Here is a 14,987-nt window from a genome sequence, read left to right as displayed (position 1 = left end):
TTTCGCCGGTTTCCCCTAGCTTCCTCTATATGCACCCCGGTTTGCCGGCAACGGTCATGTCATCCCTTCACAGCGCCCGCCGTCATGCCCTCGACGATCTGCCGGTTGAAGAACAGGAACATGATCAGCGGCGGTATGGTGATGATCAGGATGTTCATGAAAAGAAGGTTGTACGACGTGTTGAACATGCTCTGAAAGTTGAACAACGTCAGCTGCACCGTCGCGTTCTTGGAGCCCGGCAGATAGTAGAGCGGGTTGGTGAAGTCGTTGAAGATGGCGACCGACTGGACGACGATCACCGTGACCGCCACAGGCTTCAACAGCGGCAGAACGACTCTAAAGAACAGCGTGAATGGTCCCGCGCCCTCTAGAATCGCCGCTTCGTCAAGCTCGCGCGGGATGGTGGCGATGAACGCGCGGAACAGAAGCACCGAGAAAGACAGGCTGTAGGCGATCTCGATCAGGATCAGCCCGGACAGCGTCTTGAACAGGCCGAGCCATTGCAGCAGCCAGATCGTCGGCACCACGGCCGGCGGCATGATCAGGCCGGCCAGCACCATGAAGTTGATGAGGCCGCTCCAGCGCGATGGGCGCCGCTGCAGCACGAAGCCGACCATGGCGCCGAAAACGACGAGCCCGGTCACCGCGACGACCGTCAGGATGATCGAGTTGACGAAGGCCGTGATCAGCATGTAGTCGCGCGCCTGCACTACGGCGACCAGGTTCTCCCACAAGTGAGTCTCGGTCGGCCAAGTGAAGTGCAGCCGGGCCGCTTCCGGCTTGTCCTTCAGCGCGTTGACGACGATGAACAGGAACGGCACGACGAAGACGATGCAGGCGACGGCGAGCGACAGGATGCCCGTTGCGTAATATCTCAGCTTCTTGGCGGTCATGCCTCGACCTCCCTGCGATTGAGGACGAAGGACAGGGGTACCACGATGGCGGCCACCAGCACGAACAGCACGACGTTGCCGGCGGTGGAGAGTCCGTAGAAGCCAGCCTGATACTGCTTGTAGATCACCGAGGCCACGACGTCGGTCGTGAAGCCCGGCCCGCCCTTGGTCATCGCCCAGATCAGGTCGAACGACCTGAGACCTCCGATCAGGCTGAGGATGATCACGGTCACGGTGGCCGGGCGGGCGAGTGGCAACGTCACGTTCCAGAAGCGTTGTAGAGCATTGGCGCCATCCATCTTGGCGGCTTCGTAATACTCGGCCGGGATGGACACGATGCCGGCGATGTAGATGACCGTCGCCAGTCCGACGCCTTTCCAGACGTCGACGAAGGCGACGGAGAGCAGCGCGAAGCGCGGGTCGGTCAGCCAGGCCGGTCCCTTGACGCCGAAGACGGCGATGACGTCGTTGATGAGGCCGTTGGTCGGATGCATCAGCATGGTGAAGGTGATGCCGACGCCGATGGTCGACACCAGGACCGGAAAGAATACGATGGCGCGCAGCAGGCCTCGCATCATCACGTTTGAGGTCAGCAGGATGCCGAGGAGCATGCCGAGCACGACCTTCGATCCTGAGGTGACGACGGCATAGATCAGCGTGTTGATCAGGCCCCAGACCAGAAAGGGCTCGCTGAAGAACTGGCGGAAGTTGTCCAGGCCGATGAAGGAGTACTTGAACAGCGTCCAGCGGGTCAGGCTGAAGAACAGCGAGGCGAAGGTCGGGAACAGGAAGAGAATGCCGAAGATGACGGCGGCCGGCAGGTAGAACCAGCTCGGGTAAGCCGCCGCGAACGCGCGGCGGGTGCCTTTCTTGTTCTGAGTTGTCATGGGGCACTCCAGCTGGGTTCATCCGGTCGGATGCGACCCCGCGCGAACGCGAGACCGCTTCTTGGGAGGAGAGTCTTTTATCTCGAAGCCAAGCGTAGTTCCGGCACAAGAATGGTTTTGCTTTGCAGAAACCGCCTTGGATCATCCATCCGAAAAGTCGCAGGACTTCTTGGGGCGTTCGCGAGGTCAGCCCGAAGGACGACCGGCCGATTGCCGGCCGGCTCCCTGGCTTCTGGCCTCATTCCCAACCGGGCAGGTCGAGCTGAAGCGCCTGCTTGCGCACGTCCTCGTCATAGAGCTTGGCGCCATCGATCGGAGACCGAATGCCCGAGCCGATCTCAACGGTGATCTGTTCGAGGGCCGGTCCCTTGACGGGTGACAGGAACTCCAGCGCCGGCGCGTTCTTGGCGCCCTCGGCAAAGTAGGAGACGAGGTCTTTGGTGGGCGACGGCACGTCGTCGGGCAGCGTGCAAGACTTGGTCATGTAGGGGCCCAGGGCGCCGATCGCCTCGGTCTGTACGTCGCAGCCTTCCTTGCTGGCGACGAAGGCCATGAACTTCTTGGCCTCGTCAGGGTGCTCGGTTTGAGCGTATCCGTAGATGCCTTCGCCGACCCAGACGGTCAGTCCGTTGTTGGCGGCCTCGTCGCCGGGCAAGGCGAAGAAGCCGACGTCGTCGAGATTGTCCTTGTAGGTCTCGAAGAGGTTGCCGATGGCAAAGGTCAGCATCGGATAATGGACGCCTTCGCCGGTCGAGACCATGCGCAGGCCGTCGTCGTAGCTCGCCGACCCGAAGTCCTCGTTGAGGAAGCCGGCCTTGAACACCTCTTCCTGATGCTCGAAGCCCTTGATGGCGGCCGGCGTGGTGGCGAACTTCGCCTTGTTGGCCGTGAAGTCCTCCGGGAAGGTCGGTACTGCCCGCAGCACGTTGTAGAAGTCGCCCAGGAAGAACAGCTGCGAGGTCCAGGTATCCTTGAACGTCTGGATGACCGGGGCTGCCTTGGTCTTTTCCTTGATGATGGCGTTGTTCTGCATGAACTCGGGCCAGGTCTTGGGTACCTTGAGGCCGAGCTCGGCGTAGATCTTCTTGTTGTAGAGCACGCCACCGCCCATGGTGGTGCGGAAGGGAGCCCCGTAAATCCTGCCGTTTTCGCTGACCACCGACTTGAAGGTGTCCATAATGTCCGACTGGTAGGACTCGTCGGTAAGGTCGAGCATGTTCTGCTGCGGGTTGAGCGCGTGGAACAGCGATCCCGTGTTGTACATGAAGACGTCGGTCATCTCGCCGGTGGCAAGGCGCGTCTTGACGATGTTGTCGCCTTCGCCGCCGCCGGGTCGGGATTCGACCTCGACGGAGATGTCGGGATTCTTGGCGTGGAAGGCGGCCGCCAGCGCTTCGGAAGCGGTCACGGTCGCCGCCGCGTTATCGACCAGGAATGTCAGTTTTACCTCGGCGAAGGCCGGGGTGGCGAAGGACAGCGCAAGGGCGCTGCCGGCCGCGGCCGCCACCAGAAGGCGGCGGGAAATCTCGTAGGTCATTGTCTCTCCTCCCTTGGTCAACCGCCCGGCCGTCCTCTCGGTCGGGGCGGAGAATAAATCGCCCGCCTTTAGCGGGCGACGGCGAATATGACGATGTGGCGCCCGCTTCCCACGGCGAGGCGCTGCTTGCCCTCTTCGGTGCCCCGACTGACCGGTTTCCCGTCGAGAATGACGTTCCTGGCACCCACGGGCACGACCAGTGTGCCGCGCGCTCCCTCGGGGACGGTGACCTCCCAGGTGACGGTGTCGCCTTCGATGCGCCAGCCGGCTTCGACGCGGCCGGCAATCGAGTCATGAGCGGCTTCAACCGGCGATAGTGCCGCGATGATCGCCGGCTCGAACACGATATGCCGGAAGCCCGGCTCGTCCTCGTCGGGCCTGAGGCCGACCACCTCCTCGAACAGCCACTGGCAGACCGCGCCGTATGCGTAGTGGTTGTAGGAGTTCATCGACGGATCGAACACCGAGCCGTCCGCTTGGATGGCGTCCCAGCGCTCCCAGATGGTCGTCGCGCCGTTCTTCACCTGATAGAGCCAGCCCGGCACCTCCTCCTGGAGAAATACCGCTTCAGCGAGTTCCGGCTCGCCAATCTTGATGAGAGCGGGCAGAAGCGCCGGGGTGCCGATGAAGCCGGTGCCGATGCGGCCATCCGCGCGGGCGATGGTCGCCTTGAAATACTCCTTCGCGGCCGCTCGTTTGTCCTCGGGGATGAGGTCGTGCAGGAAGGCGAGGGCGTAGGAGGTCTGGTCGTCATAGGCAAGGCGGCCCGATGGCGTGATGAACTCGTGCGCGAAGGCGGCCTTCACCGTCTCTGCCCTCTCGGACAGACGCTTTTCGGTGATCTCGTCGCCGACGAGGCCGGCAATCTTGGCAGTCAGCTTCGCGGCGATGTGGAGATAGATGGTCGCAGCCGCGTCGTCGCCGATGGTCGGCAGTGGCTTCTCGCTCGGACCTTTCGGCTGTAGCCAGTCGCCGAAGGTGAACCCGCGTCCCGCCCAGGGGCGTGGTGGCCGGACGATCGGTCCGTTGCTGATCGACCAGACGAAATCGTTCCAGCGGATCATGGCCGGCAACGTCTCGCGAAGAATGTCGAGGTTGCCGTAATGACGGTAGAGCGCGTGCGGCACGATCGAGATGGCGTCTCCCCAGCCGGTCGACCCGTAGAAGCCGGCGTAGAGATCCTCATGTCCGCGTGTCGGGTCGGGAACGACGTGGGCGATCTCGCCGTCCGCCCTCTGGTCGGCCATCACGTCGCGCAGCCACTTGATGAAGAAGTCGTGGCTGTCATGGAGGTAGCAGGCCGTTGCCGCGAAAACCTGCGCATCGCCGGTCCACCCAAGGCGCTCGTCGCGCTGCGGGCAATCGGTCGGCACGTCAACGAAGTTGGAGCGCTGCGACCAGACGGAGTTCTCGACGAGACGGTTGACCAGCGGATGCCCGGTGGTCAGCCAGCCGGTGCGAGTCACGGCCGAAGAAATCGGCACGGAGGCGATGTCGACGATCTCGGCCTTGCCCGTCACTGTGACGCGGGCGAAGCGAAACCCCTGGAAGGTGAAGATCGGTCGATAGCCTTCCTCGCCCGCACCTTTCAGGATGTAGGTGACGAGGCAGGGAGCCGAGCGGAGATTGGTGTTGCAGAACTCGCCCTTGTCGAGGATTTCCGAGTGCTCGACGAGGATGGTTGCCCCAGCCTCGCCCTTCACCTTGAGGGAAACGTAGGCGGCGGCATTCTGTCCGAAGTCGTAGATCGTGCGTCCCTCGGTATCCTGAAAGGACGAGACCGGCTTCAGCGTGTCGAGTTCCTTCACCCCGTTGACCTCATGGGCGACCAACACCCGAGGGTCGAAATCCTCATGAAGTACCGCCCCCTGATCGGCGGGGGCACCTTCAAGGCGGGCGTCGTAAGTCTCCCCGAAGTAGATGCCGGACTTCACGACCGGGCTGAGGCCACTTGACCACGTCGTGTCGGACGCCAGGATCGCTCGCCCGCCTAACTCGATTTCGGCAATGGCGGCGATACGGTCGCCCCAGGTGTTGAGCAGAGCGTGTTCGTGCGCCCACATCATTTGCGAACGGTACCAGCCATCGCCCAGCCAGATATCGATGACGTTCTCGCCGTCGACGAGGAGCGAGCCGACATCATAGGTCTGATAGCTCAGGCGGTCGTAATAGGCGGTCCAGCCAGGGGTGAGCTGATCGTCACCGACCCGCTTGCCATTGATGAAGGCGCGATAGAGCCCGAGCGCACTGATCCTCAGGATCGCCTGGCCGCCCCCTTTGGCCTCGAAAGTCTTGCGCAGGAATGGCTGCCGTGTGCCAACGCCGGCATCGGAGAGCGGGCGGATCATTCGGGCCGTCCATGCGTGCCTGTCAGCGGCACGCGATGCGCCGGCAGTGGCGCGGGCGCCCGATCCCATCACGTTCATCTGTCCTGTCCTCCCGGAACCGACCGCCAACCGTCGGCGGGCCGTTCTTGTTTTTCTTGTTCCTGTCGCCGGCTCAGCTTGCGGCTCGACTCGTTTGGAGACCGGTTTACATAGAAGAGAAACGACTGCGTTCACCCATACCGACCTCACTTGCAAAAAAGTGTAGACCAGTTTACAAAATTGTAAAGAGGGCTGATGGCGAAAAGTATCGGCACCAAAGTCGAGGACGACGGAATGGGAGCCGTCTCTCAAAAACTCTGAAAAACAGGGATTCCGGCCGCTTCGCGTCCGGGCAGCAAGCGCCGACGGGAGGACAACGTGGCGGGACTGAAACTCGAAAGCGTGCGCAAGAGCTTTGGCGAGCTCGCAGTCATTCACTCGGTCGATCTCGACATCGACAGCGGCGAGTTCGTCGTCTTCGTTGGTCCGTCGGGTTGCGGCAAGTCGACGCTATTGCGCCTTATCGCCGGCTTGGAGGACACCACGTCTGGGAACATCGAGATCGATGGTGCGGACGTCACGGAGACGCCGCCTTCGCAGCGCGGAGTCGCCATGGTGTTCCAGTCCTATGCGCTCTATCCGCACATGACGGTGGCGGAAAACATGGGCTTCGGCCTGAAGATCAATCGTGCGTCCAAGGCCGAGATCGCCCGCAAGGTCGGGGAGGCGGCCCGCGTGCTTCATCTCGAGGAATTGCTCGATCGCAAGCCCAAGCAGTTGTCGGGTGGCCAGCGCCAGCGCGTCGCCATAGGTCGGGCGATCGTCCGCAATCCCAAGGTCTTCCTGTTCGACGAGCCGCTGTCCAACCTTGACGCCGAGCTGCGCGTACAGATGCGCCTCGAGATCGCCCGCCTGCATCGCGAACTGAAGACGACGATGATCTACGTGACACACGATCAGGTGGAAGCGATGACGCTGGCCGACAAGATCGTCGTGCTGAGGTCGGGTCGGGTCGAGCAGATCGGACGCCCCATCGATCTCTATGCCGATCCTGACAACCTGTTCGTCGCCGGCTTCATCGGCTCGCCCAAGATGAATTTCCTGAAGGGTATCGTCGGTGGTCGGACGGAAGCCGGCACCGAAGTCCGCATTCCCGCGTTCGATCTGGTGCTGAGGCTCCCCATCGAAGCGGACCTCGCAGCCGGCGCGGCGGTGCTGGCCGGCGTCCGGCCGGAGCATTTCCACCAGACGGGCACACACATGATGGTTCTGCCTATCGAGGTTCTGGAAAATCTCGGCGGGCAAACCTACGCCTACGGCCGATCGCCGGACGGAGAACAGGTGATCGCCGAGGCGCGCTTCCTGCCGCCGGGCTGGCGGGGCGCGACGCTCGACATCGGGTTCGATTCCGCAAGCGTTCTGTTGTTCGATTCGGACACTGGCCTGCGCATTCGCTAAGGGATCACACGGCAAATCCATCCAGGAACAGGGCGATCGACGCCTTCACCCAGTTCCTCCGCTCGTCTGGGGTGAATGGTCCCCGGAGGCCGAGAAGGATCTGTCGCTGCGCCTCGTTGATCGTGCCGCGAAGAAGATGCGCCACCGTCTCGACGTCACCGGCGCGCAGAAAACCACTTTCCTGGTGGTCGCTAACCCATGTCTCGAATGCCTGGGTGATGCGGGCCGTGGCCTGCCGGTAGCTGTCGGCAAGCGCCGGCACCTCCTGGCGCTCGCCGGCGATGAGGCGAGTGAGGCGCACGGCTTCATCCGACAGCGCAAGGTCGGCGTAGCTGGACAGCAAGGCTTCAAGGCTGGCGCGCGGATCGACCCGCGCCAGTCGCGCCGCGTCGAGGCTGCCGATCGCGGCGTCGATTCGGGCTTCCATCGCCTCCTTCAGCAAGTCCTCCTTGGCGGAGAAAAGGCGATAGAGCGTCCGCGTCGATACGCCTGCATCGCGTGCGATGGTATCGATGCCGGTCCGAACGTAACCCGTTTCCAGAAAGGCCTTCGCCGCAGCCGCGATGATCAGGGCGCGCGTTTCGTCCTCGCTTCTGACCGGTGGCCGTCCGGGACCGCGCGTTGGGGGCTGAGTGCTGTCGACCATGATGGTTCCCTCTTGCTTGACATAGGGTGGCGTCGGGAAATAAAGAAAACAATGATTTTCCATATTTTCGCAAGCCGAATCCGACTGGATCGCGGCTGCGGATCGCGAGGATGAGAACCGTTGTCCGCTTGGCGCCCCCTTGTTATCGCTCTGCTGGCCTCCGCCGGCCTCGGTCTTTCCGTTCTCTGGGCGGTCGAACACCCCGAACCGCTGATGCTTCAGGGTGAAGTGGAAGCGACCCGCGTCGACCTCGCCGCGCGCGTCGCCGGTCGCGTCGTCAGGACGCCGGTCGATATTGGCGATCGGGTGTCTGCCGGCGATCTGGTCATCGAGCTGGATAGCCCGGCACTTCGGGCCGGGCTCGATACCTCGAAGGCGGCGCTGGCGGTTGCCAACTCCAACCGCGAGCTTGCCTTCTCGACGCGGCAGGAGATGATCGACGCCCGCCGTGCCGAACGGGAAAAGGCAGAAGCCGACGTTCTCCTCGCTGAGAAGACCTACGACCGCGTCAGTCAGTTGCAGGAGCGGTCGTTTGCCTCCGAGCAGGTGCTCGACGAAGCCTCCAACAAGCTCAACGCCGCGATCAAGGCTCGCGCCGCCACAGAGGCCAACCTCCAGCTCGCGATCAAGGGCAACAGCCCCGAGCAGAAGGCCGTGGCGGTAGCGCAGGTCGAGCAGGCCGCGGCGGCCGTCGCCCAGATCGAGACCGACCTTGCCGAACTCACGGTGACGGCGCCGATCGCCGGCGAAGTGACGGCGCGTACCGCCGAGATCGGCGAGCTTTTCGGCGCGGGCACGCCGCTTCTTTCCATCGTCGATATCGACAACGCCTGGTTCACCTTCAACGTTCGGGAAGACCTGCTGAACGGCCTTGCCGTCGGCGATACGCTGAAGGTGCGCGTGCCGGCATTGGGCGGTCGCGAGATCGAAACCCACGTCACCGTCATCAACGCCCAAGGATCCTACGCCAACTGGCGCGCCACCAAGGCAACCGGCGACTTCGACCTGCGCACCTTCGAAGTGCGAGCAAGGCCGGAGGGAACCGTCGAAGGCCTACGCCCCGGCATGAGCGGGTTGATCGACTGGTCCGGTCCCCGGCTCATGGACCGCTGAACCATGGCGCGGAAGGCCCACCTCGCGGCCGGCTTCCGGCGGGTTCTTCTCGCCGAACTGCGACAGATCGGCGCCCGCCCCGGGCTGATGTTCATGCTCGCGCCTTTCCCGTTACTGTTGTTCGTCCTGCTTGCGGCGGTATTTCAGCTTGGGTTGCCGCGTGATCTTCCGATCACGGTCGTCGATCAGGATCGCTCGACGCTGTCGCGACAGATGGTGCGCATCGTCGATGCGACACCCGAGGTAGCCGTCACTCACGAGGAGGGCACGCTCGGCGAGGGACGGCAACGGCTCCTCATGGGGCAAGCCTACGGCGTGGTGCTGATCCCGCCCCGCACCGAGCGCGACGTGCTGGCGGGACGCAGACCGGAAGTGGTGCTGTTCTACAACAACCAGTACATGACGCCGGGTAGCTTGGTTGCCCGCTCGGTTGGCGGCGCGCTCGGCACGGTGGCAGCCGGCATCTCGGTCGAGGCGCGTGTCGCTCGTGGCTCCGACGTGGAGAGCGCAACGCAGGCGGTGGTTCCCGTGCCGATCCGCCAGAGCGCGCTGTTCAACCCCAGCCTCGAATATGTCCAGTTCCTGCTGGCGGCGGTGATGCCGACCGTGTTGCAGATCTTCATCGGCGCCAGCGCGGCGTTGTCCTTCTCTCGGGATCGTCAGGGAGTCGCCGGCCTCGGCAAGTCGCTCCGGCTCGGCGGTACTCTCACGAGAACGGCGGCCGGCAAGCTGGCTCCCTACACGCTCGCCTATCTCCTGGTGCTCTGGGGCGCCGATGCGCTGCTGTTCGGACCGATGGGCGCGCGCTTTGGTGGCAGCCTCACGTTTCACGTCGCCTATGGCGTCGTCTTCGTACTTGCCTCCCAGATGCTCGGCGCGGCGGCGGCGCTTGTCGCCCGCGACACGGTATCGGCGCTCGCCGCCGTCGGCGTCATCACCGGGCCGGCCTTCGGCTTCACTGGCATAACCTTCCCACGCCTGTCCATGAACGGCTTCTCTGACGTCTGGGCGGACCTGTTGCCGGTGACGCACTACCTGGAGCTTCGGACCGACAACATCCTGCGTGGCGCGCCGCTCGACATTTCCATGCCGGCCTTCGCCTGGCTGTGTTCGCTGGCACTGGTTTATGGCGGTGTCACTCTGCTTCTCCTGTGGCGCCATGGTCGTCCCAGGCTTGCGGCAAGCAAGGAGGTTGCCCGATGATCGGCGCCTTCTTCCGCGAGATCGCCGCTGCGATCCTGGCCATCTGGAACGACAAGGGCGCCCGCTCGACCATGTTGGGCGCCACGCTGTTCTTTTCGGTGTTCTTTCCTCAGCCCTACCTCTCCGAAGTGGTACGGGACATGCCGGTCGCGGTCATCGATCAGGATGGCTCGACGTTGAGCCGTGAGCTGATCCGCCGCATCGACGCCGCCGATGCCGTGGCGGTTGCCCACTATGCCGCCGACATGCCCTCGGCGCGCGCGCTCTTCTTGAAGCGTCAGGTCCACGGCATCGTCGTCGTGCCGCCGCGGTTCGAGCGCGACCTTCTCGCCGCCCGCGCCGCGCCCATCGCCGTTTTCTCCGACGGTGGCTACTTCCTGCTGAACTCGGTCATGTCCTCGGCGCTGTCCAACGCGGCGCGCAGCCTGGGCGCCGAGGTGCAAGTCGGGCGGCTCACCGCGTCCGGCGTCGACGCGGCGCAGGCCATGGCGATCGTCGAGCCGTTGCGTGTCACGACCGTGCCGCTGTTCAACCCGACCGGTGGCTATGCGAGCTTCGTCCTGCCGGCCGTCTTCGTGCTGATCCTGCAGCAGACGCTTCTGATGGGGATCGGCAATCTCAAGGCGGGGCGCCGTTCGGCCGGCGGGCTATCGACCTTTGCCGACGCGATCGTCTACGTCGCCCTCTACAGTCTCTGGGCCGGGGTGGTGCTTGTTTTGCTGCCCTGGGTCTACCGGTTGCCCCGCATTGGCGACGTTGCCGTCATGTACGCGGTTGCCGTGCCCTTTCTGGCCGCCGTCACGGCCATGGGGCTTGCCGTTGCCCGGCTGATTCCCAGCAAGGAAGGCGTCATCTTCTTTCTGGTCGTGCTTGGCATGCCACTGTTCTTCCTGTCCGGCGTTTCCTGGCCGGCCGAGGCCATGCCGCAGTTTCTCCGCACCGTGGCTTTCGCCATTCCGTCGACGACGGCCGTGCCTGCGCTGGTCCGGGTCAACCAGATGGGCGCCGATCTCAGGTCGGTCGAGACGGCGATTTTCGTTCAGCTCGCCCTTTGCATTGCCTACTCGACGCTCGCCGTCGCGATCGAGCGGTGGAAGAAAGGCCGCTCCGCCTGAGCCGACTTGCGCGCTGGGACGGTTTCTGACCACACTCGGAAAAACACTGACGCGAGGTGCGGCATGGCGGCGGGTCTGGGGTCGACGATCGGTCCGGTAGTGGTCCTTCTTTCGGCCGGAGTCCTGGCGGTGCCGCTTTTCCGTCGGCTCGGCCTCGGCTCGGTCCTGGGCTATTTTGCCGCCGGTGCCCTGGTCGGCCCCTCGGCCTTTGGTCTGTTCTCCGATCCCGCCGCCATGCTGCACGTGTCGGAACTCGGCGTGGTCATGTTCCTGTTCCTGATCGGTCTGGAACTCAGGCCACAGAAACTGTGGGCCATGCGTGGTCAGATCTTCGGTCTGGGGCTTGCCCAGGTGGTCGCCTGTACCGGCCTGCTGACATCCGTTGCCATTCTGCTGTTCGGTCTCCTGCCGATTCCAGCCTTCATCGCCGGAGCCGGCTTTGTGCTGTCGTCGACGGCGGTCATCATGTCGATGCTCCAGGAAAGAGGCGAACTGGCCGGCCCAGACGGGCAGAAGGCAGTGTCGATCCTGTTGTTCGAAGACCTGTCCATCGTGCCGCTTTTGGCCCTGGTGGCCTGGCTGTCGCCGGTCAGCCACAGCGACAACGGATGGATCGGTATCGGGCTTGGGGTCGCGGCCGTCGCGGCACTGCTCATTGCCGGCCGCTTCCTGATCGATCCTTTCTTCGGACTGCTGGCCCGGGCCCGTACCCGTGAAGTGCTGACGGCCGGTGCCTTGCTGGTTGTCCTCGGCGCGGCCTTGCTGATGGAACGGGTTGGCCTTTCCATGGCAATGGGCACCTTCCTCGCCGGCGTGATGCTGTCGGGGTCGAGCTACCGTCATCAGGTCGAGGCCGACGTCGAGCCCTTCAAGGGCCTTTTGATGGGCCTGTTCTTCCTCGCGGTCGGCATGTCGCTTGACGTTCGCGTCGTCGCCGAGCGCTGGCCGCTGCTGGTCGGCCTGCTGCTCGCCTTCGTCGTGGTGAAGGCGATCGGCATCTACACGGTGGCGCGCCTCTTTCGTTCAAATCATCGGTCCGCCTTTCGTCGAGCACTGATGTTTGCCCAAGGCGGCGAGTTCGCCTTCGTACTCTACACGGCGGCGGCGAGTGGCGGCGTCATTCCGTCCGACGATGCCGCGCTGTTTTCCACGGTCATCATCCTTTCCATGGCCCTGACGCCGCTGGTGCTCGTCGTTGCCGGCCACTTTCGGCGCGGGGAGGTGAAGTCGCTCGACGGGGTCGAGGAGGCGCGCGATCTGCGTGGCAGGGTGCTGCTGGTTGGCTTCGGCCGCTTCGGCCAGATCGCCGCGCAACTGCTGCTGTCTCGCGGCGTCGACGTATCCATGATCGAGAACGATCCCGACCGCATCCGCGAGGCGGGCCGGTTCGGCTTCCGCGTCTTCTATGGCGACGGCACCCGGCTCGACGCTCTCGAGCACTCAGGTGCCGCCGAGGCGGAGGTGATCATGGTCTGTGTCGACGACCGAAAGGACGCCAACCGTATCGTCGAGCTCGTCAAGGCGAACTTCCCGCTGGCCCGGCTGCTGGTCCGGGCCTATGACCGCGTCCACTCGATCGAGCTGATCCGCGCCGGTGTCGATGTGGAGGTGCGCGAGACCTTCGACGCGGCGCTGCGCATGGGCGCCGAGGGCCTTAGGGCGCTCGGCTGCAGCGAAGAGCGGACGACCGAGGCGCTCGCCACCATCCGCCGCCTTGATGCCGAGCGACTGCTGGCGCAGGTGCAAGGCGGCGTCATGGCCGGTCGCGAGAACCTGACGACACGGCCGGTTCCCGAACCGCTGACACTACCCAGGAAGCTGGCGGCAGACGAGTCCTGACGTCAGACGGTGCGTATCGCCGCGTTGGCTTCGAGCTCCGCGAGATCGAGAGAGTAGAGCGCGTCGCACAGTTCCTGCGGCAGGAAGCCCGGTCCCTTGACGCGCTTGCCGGCAATGGCGCCGGCCGCCGCGTAAACGGCAAGCGCCGCCACCGTACCGTCGAACGCCGGAGCGATGGCGACGAAGGCCCCGACGAGACCGGTCAGAGAACAGCCGAGCGCAGTCGAAAGCGGCATCAGCTCATGGCCGCCGTCGATGGCAACGGTTCGCGCGCCGTCGGTGACGTAGTCGACCTCGCCGGTGACGGCGACCACCGCGCCGCTCGACCGGGCCAGCGCGACCGCGCTGTCGAGGGCGGCATTGGAACTCGCCGAGCTGTCGACCCCTTTGGAGGCGAGACCGGCAACGCCCGAAAGCGCCATGATCTCGGAGGCGTTGCCGCGGATCACCGTCGGCCCCATGGCGACGAGGTCGGCGGAGGCGGTGTTGCGGAGACGCGTCGCGCCGACGGCGACGGGATCGAACACGATGGGCTTGCCGGCAGTCTTGTAGACGGCTGCCGCGAGCTTCATGCCCGCGATCCAGTCGGACGACAGCGTGCCGATGTTCAGCGTCAGCGCCCGGGCGATGCGGCCGAAGTCCTCCACCTCGTCCATGGAGTGGACCATGGCCGGTGAGGCACCGGCTGCGAGCAGCACATTGGCGGCAACGTTCATCGCCACGAAATTTGTGATGTTGTGTACGAGCGGCCGTTCGGCGCGCACCTTCTCATGAAGGGCGTGAACGTCGGCAAGCGTCAGGGTGGTCATCGCGGGCTCCTTGCGCGAAGATCGCCCGCGGACAAGAAGACGTGTGGCTGCCGGACAGTCCGGGCCGCTCGCCTCAATCCCTCCGCCGGCATGATCCGGATCAGGTTCGTGGGGTTGGATCGCTCCTCTCAGTCCGGCCAGGCCGGACACCCCCTTGAGACGGCGCGAGCATAGGCGGGACGGGAAAGCGGCGCAAGTAGCCGAGGCGGAGCGTGGCGTATCGTGGCGGACATCCATCCCGCCGACCCACCATCACACTTTGGAGGGTACACCGGCGAGCCTCAATAAGTCCTCGGTTTGGGCAGGTATCCTTTCCGCCAGACGAGCGGCAGCGACTGGTGCCAGCCAGGCCATGATATCGGCGGCCGTCGTTCCGCCCAGTCTGGCATAGGCGTCGACGTACTCGGCCGCTGCCATCGGGTCAGCTTGGTGGATCAGGACATAGCTTCTGCAGACGTCGGCGGCCGGCGTGCCACTGCAGGCATCCACCCAGTCCAGGACCATGATCTCGTTGGCGGAGCCGTGAATGTTCCAGGGATGAAAGTCGCCATGACATAGGCTGTCGCCATCCGGCAGCGCGTCGAGTTGGCGAAGGAGGCGGTCCTGCGCGTTGTCATCAAGCTCTTCGGCGCGCCGGATCTTGGCTGACAGCCGCTCTTTCAGATCCGGCAGGGCGCTTCCTGGCTGACGGTGAACGAGAAGGTGCAGTCGTGCCAGCTCTTCGATATGCGCCCTCCGGTCGCCCGACATCATCCGATCGGCGAAGCTCGGGCCATGCGCGCGGTCCATCACCAGGCCCCAGCGGCCGCCATACTCACCGACAGCGTGGATCCTCGGCGTTGGCAGGGCGAGCTGTTCGAGGATGGACAGATTGGACGCTTCCCGAAATGCGGCGGCCTTCCGGGACTCGCTTCGGTAGAGCTTGAGCGCAAACTCTCCGTATTCGAACACTTCGGCTTCATTGCCTGAGCCGAGCCGACGGCCGATCTCGCTCATTCCAAAATCCTGTCGATTGCTGCCCAACCGCCCCCATTCTACAGGGAAAAGAAGGGCGACCGTCGCTTTTTTCCCCGATCGCCGGTCCCTTCATCGCCCGGTCCATTGGGCGCGTCCGGCGCCAT

General features: G+C 64.3%; 12 protein-coding genes and 1 riboswitch. Of the genes, 5 read left to right on the top strand and 7 right to left on the bottom strand.

Annotated elements, in window-relative coordinates; genetic code table 11:
- Positions 1-59: 59 nt before the first annotated feature.
- The 4 genes from M4J39_RS06050 to M4J39_RS06035 form a co-directional block, all read right to left on the bottom strand.
- On the bottom strand, positions 60-893 hold the full coding sequence (locus tag M4J39_RS06050; RefSeq protein ID WP_251726926.1) for a carbohydrate ABC transporter permease: 834 nt from the start codon (positions 891-893) through the stop codon (positions 60-62).
- Entirely contained in the window at positions 890-1,780 is an 891-nt protein-coding gene (locus tag M4J39_RS06045; protein WP_251726925.1) for a carbohydrate ABC transporter permease, read from the bottom strand. The genes M4J39_RS06050 and M4J39_RS06045 overlap by 4 nt, the downstream gene beginning before the upstream one ends.
- A gap of 238 nt (positions 1,781-2,018) precedes the next feature.
- Complete coding sequence (locus M4J39_RS06040) at positions 2,019-3,317, bottom strand: ABC transporter substrate-binding protein (protein ID WP_251726924.1); 1,299 nt, start codon at positions 3,315-3,317, stop codon at positions 2,019-2,021.
- Between the two features lie 68 nt (positions 3,318-3,385).
- A complete protein-coding gene (locus tag M4J39_RS06035; protein WP_251727567.1) occupies positions 3,386-5,734 on the bottom strand; it encodes an alpha-L-rhamnosidase in 2,349 nt (782 codons plus the stop codon).
- Positions 5,735-6,061: 327 nt separating this feature from the next.
- Here M4J39_RS06035 and M4J39_RS06030 point away from each other — a divergent pair, with 327 nt between their 5' ends.
- Positions 6,062-7,141 carry an ABC transporter ATP-binding protein gene (locus tag M4J39_RS06030; RefSeq protein ID WP_371875405.1) on the top strand — a complete coding sequence of 360 codons (1,080 nt, stop codon included), beginning with the start codon at positions 6,062-6,064 and terminating at the stop codon, positions 7,139-7,141.
- A gap of 4 nt (positions 7,142-7,145) precedes the next feature.
- Here M4J39_RS06030 and M4J39_RS06025 read toward each other — a convergent pair whose 3' ends face one another.
- Positions 7,146-7,787 carry a TetR/AcrR family transcriptional regulator gene (locus M4J39_RS06025; RefSeq protein ID WP_251726923.1) on the bottom strand — a complete coding sequence of 214 codons (642 nt, stop codon included), beginning with the start codon at positions 7,785-7,787 and terminating at the stop codon, positions 7,146-7,148.
- A 120-nt stretch (positions 7,788-7,907) separates the two neighbouring features.
- Here M4J39_RS06025 and M4J39_RS06020 point away from each other — a divergent pair, with 120 nt between their 5' ends.
- From M4J39_RS06020 to M4J39_RS06005, 4 genes are all read left to right on the top strand, one after another.
- Entirely contained in the window at positions 7,908-8,900 is a 993-nt protein-coding gene (locus M4J39_RS06020; RefSeq protein ID WP_251726922.1) for an HlyD family secretion protein, read from the top strand.
- Between the two features lie 3 nt (positions 8,901-8,903).
- Positions 8,904-10,103, top strand: coding sequence for an ABC transporter permease (locus M4J39_RS06015; RefSeq protein WP_251726921.1), 1,200 nt, complete (start codon positions 8,904-8,906; stop codon positions 10,101-10,103).
- Entirely contained in the window at positions 10,100-11,218 is a 1,119-nt protein-coding gene (locus tag M4J39_RS06010; RefSeq protein ID WP_251726920.1) for an ABC transporter permease, read from the top strand. The genes M4J39_RS06015 and M4J39_RS06010 overlap by 4 nt, the downstream gene beginning before the upstream one ends.
- 63 nt (positions 11,219-11,281) lie before the next feature.
- Positions 11,282-13,057 (top strand): monovalent cation:proton antiporter-2 (CPA2) family protein, encoded by a 1,776-nt coding sequence (locus tag M4J39_RS06005; RefSeq protein ID WP_251726919.1) that lies wholly within the window; start codon positions 11,282-11,284, stop codon positions 13,055-13,057.
- A 2-nt stretch (positions 13,058-13,059) separates the two neighbouring features.
- On the opposite strand, the gene thiM is transcribed toward M4J39_RS06005, so the two are convergent.
- The gene (gene thiM / locus M4J39_RS06000; RefSeq protein WP_251726918.1) at positions 13,060-13,866 is read right to left on the bottom strand and encodes a hydroxyethylthiazole kinase; all 807 of its coding nucleotides are present in this window, start codon (positions 13,864-13,866) and stop codon (positions 13,060-13,062) included.
- 60 nt (positions 13,867-13,926) lie between these two features.
- A riboswitch (TPP riboswitch) is annotated at positions 13,927-14,030 on the bottom strand.
- Positions 14,031-14,118: 88 nt separating this feature from the next.
- Positions 14,119-14,862: a phosphotransferase family protein gene (locus M4J39_RS05995; RefSeq protein ID WP_251726917.1), complete on the bottom strand. Its 744-nt coding sequence runs from the start codon at positions 14,860-14,862 to the stop codon at positions 14,119-14,121.
- Between the last annotated feature and the right edge of the window lie 125 nt (positions 14,863-14,987).

The sequence above is a fragment of the Pleomorphomonas sp. NRK KF1 genome (genome assembly GCF_023721755.1).
Lineage (GTDB): Bacteria > Pseudomonadota > Alphaproteobacteria > Rhizobiales > Pleomorphomonadaceae > Pleomorphomonas.
The sequence above is the reverse complement of the archived record's forward strand: the minus strand, read 5'-3'. Positions and strand labels throughout refer to the sequence as shown.

Coding starts and splice junctions, on each gene's coding strand:
- M4J39_RS06010 (WP_251726920.1), top strand. CDS start 10,100: ATGATCGGCGCCTTCTTCCGCGAGATCGCCGCTGCGATCCTGGCCATC.
- M4J39_RS06035 (WP_251727567.1), bottom strand. CDS start 5,734: ATGGGATCGGGCGCCCGCGCCACTGCCGGCGCATCGCGTGCCGCTGAC.
- M4J39_RS06040 (WP_251726924.1), bottom strand. CDS start 3,317: ATGACCTACGAGATTTCCCGCCGCCTTCTGGTGGCGGCCGCGGCCGGC.
- M4J39_RS06050 (WP_251726926.1), bottom strand. CDS start 893: ATGACCGCCAAGAAGCTGAGATATTACGCAACGGGCATCCTGTCGCTC.
- M4J39_RS06005 (WP_251726919.1), top strand. CDS start 11,282: ATGGCGGCGGGTCTGGGGTCGACGATCGGTCCGGTAGTGGTCCTTCTT.
- M4J39_RS06025 (WP_251726923.1), bottom strand. CDS start 7,787: ATGGTCGACAGCACTCAGCCCCCAACGCGCGGTCCCGGACGGCCACCG.
- M4J39_RS05995 (WP_251726917.1), bottom strand. CDS start 14,862: ATGAGCGAGATCGGCCGTCGGCTCGGCTCAGGCAATGAAGCCGAAGTG.
- thiM (WP_251726918.1), bottom strand. CDS start 13,866: ATGACCACCCTGACGCTTGCCGACGTTCACGCCCTTCATGAGAAGGTG.
- M4J39_RS06015 (WP_251726921.1), top strand. CDS start 8,904: ATGGCGCGGAAGGCCCACCTCGCGGCCGGCTTCCGGCGGGTTCTTCTC.
- M4J39_RS06045 (WP_251726925.1), bottom strand. CDS start 1,780: ATGACAACTCAGAACAAGAAAGGCACCCGCCGCGCGTTCGCGGCGGCT.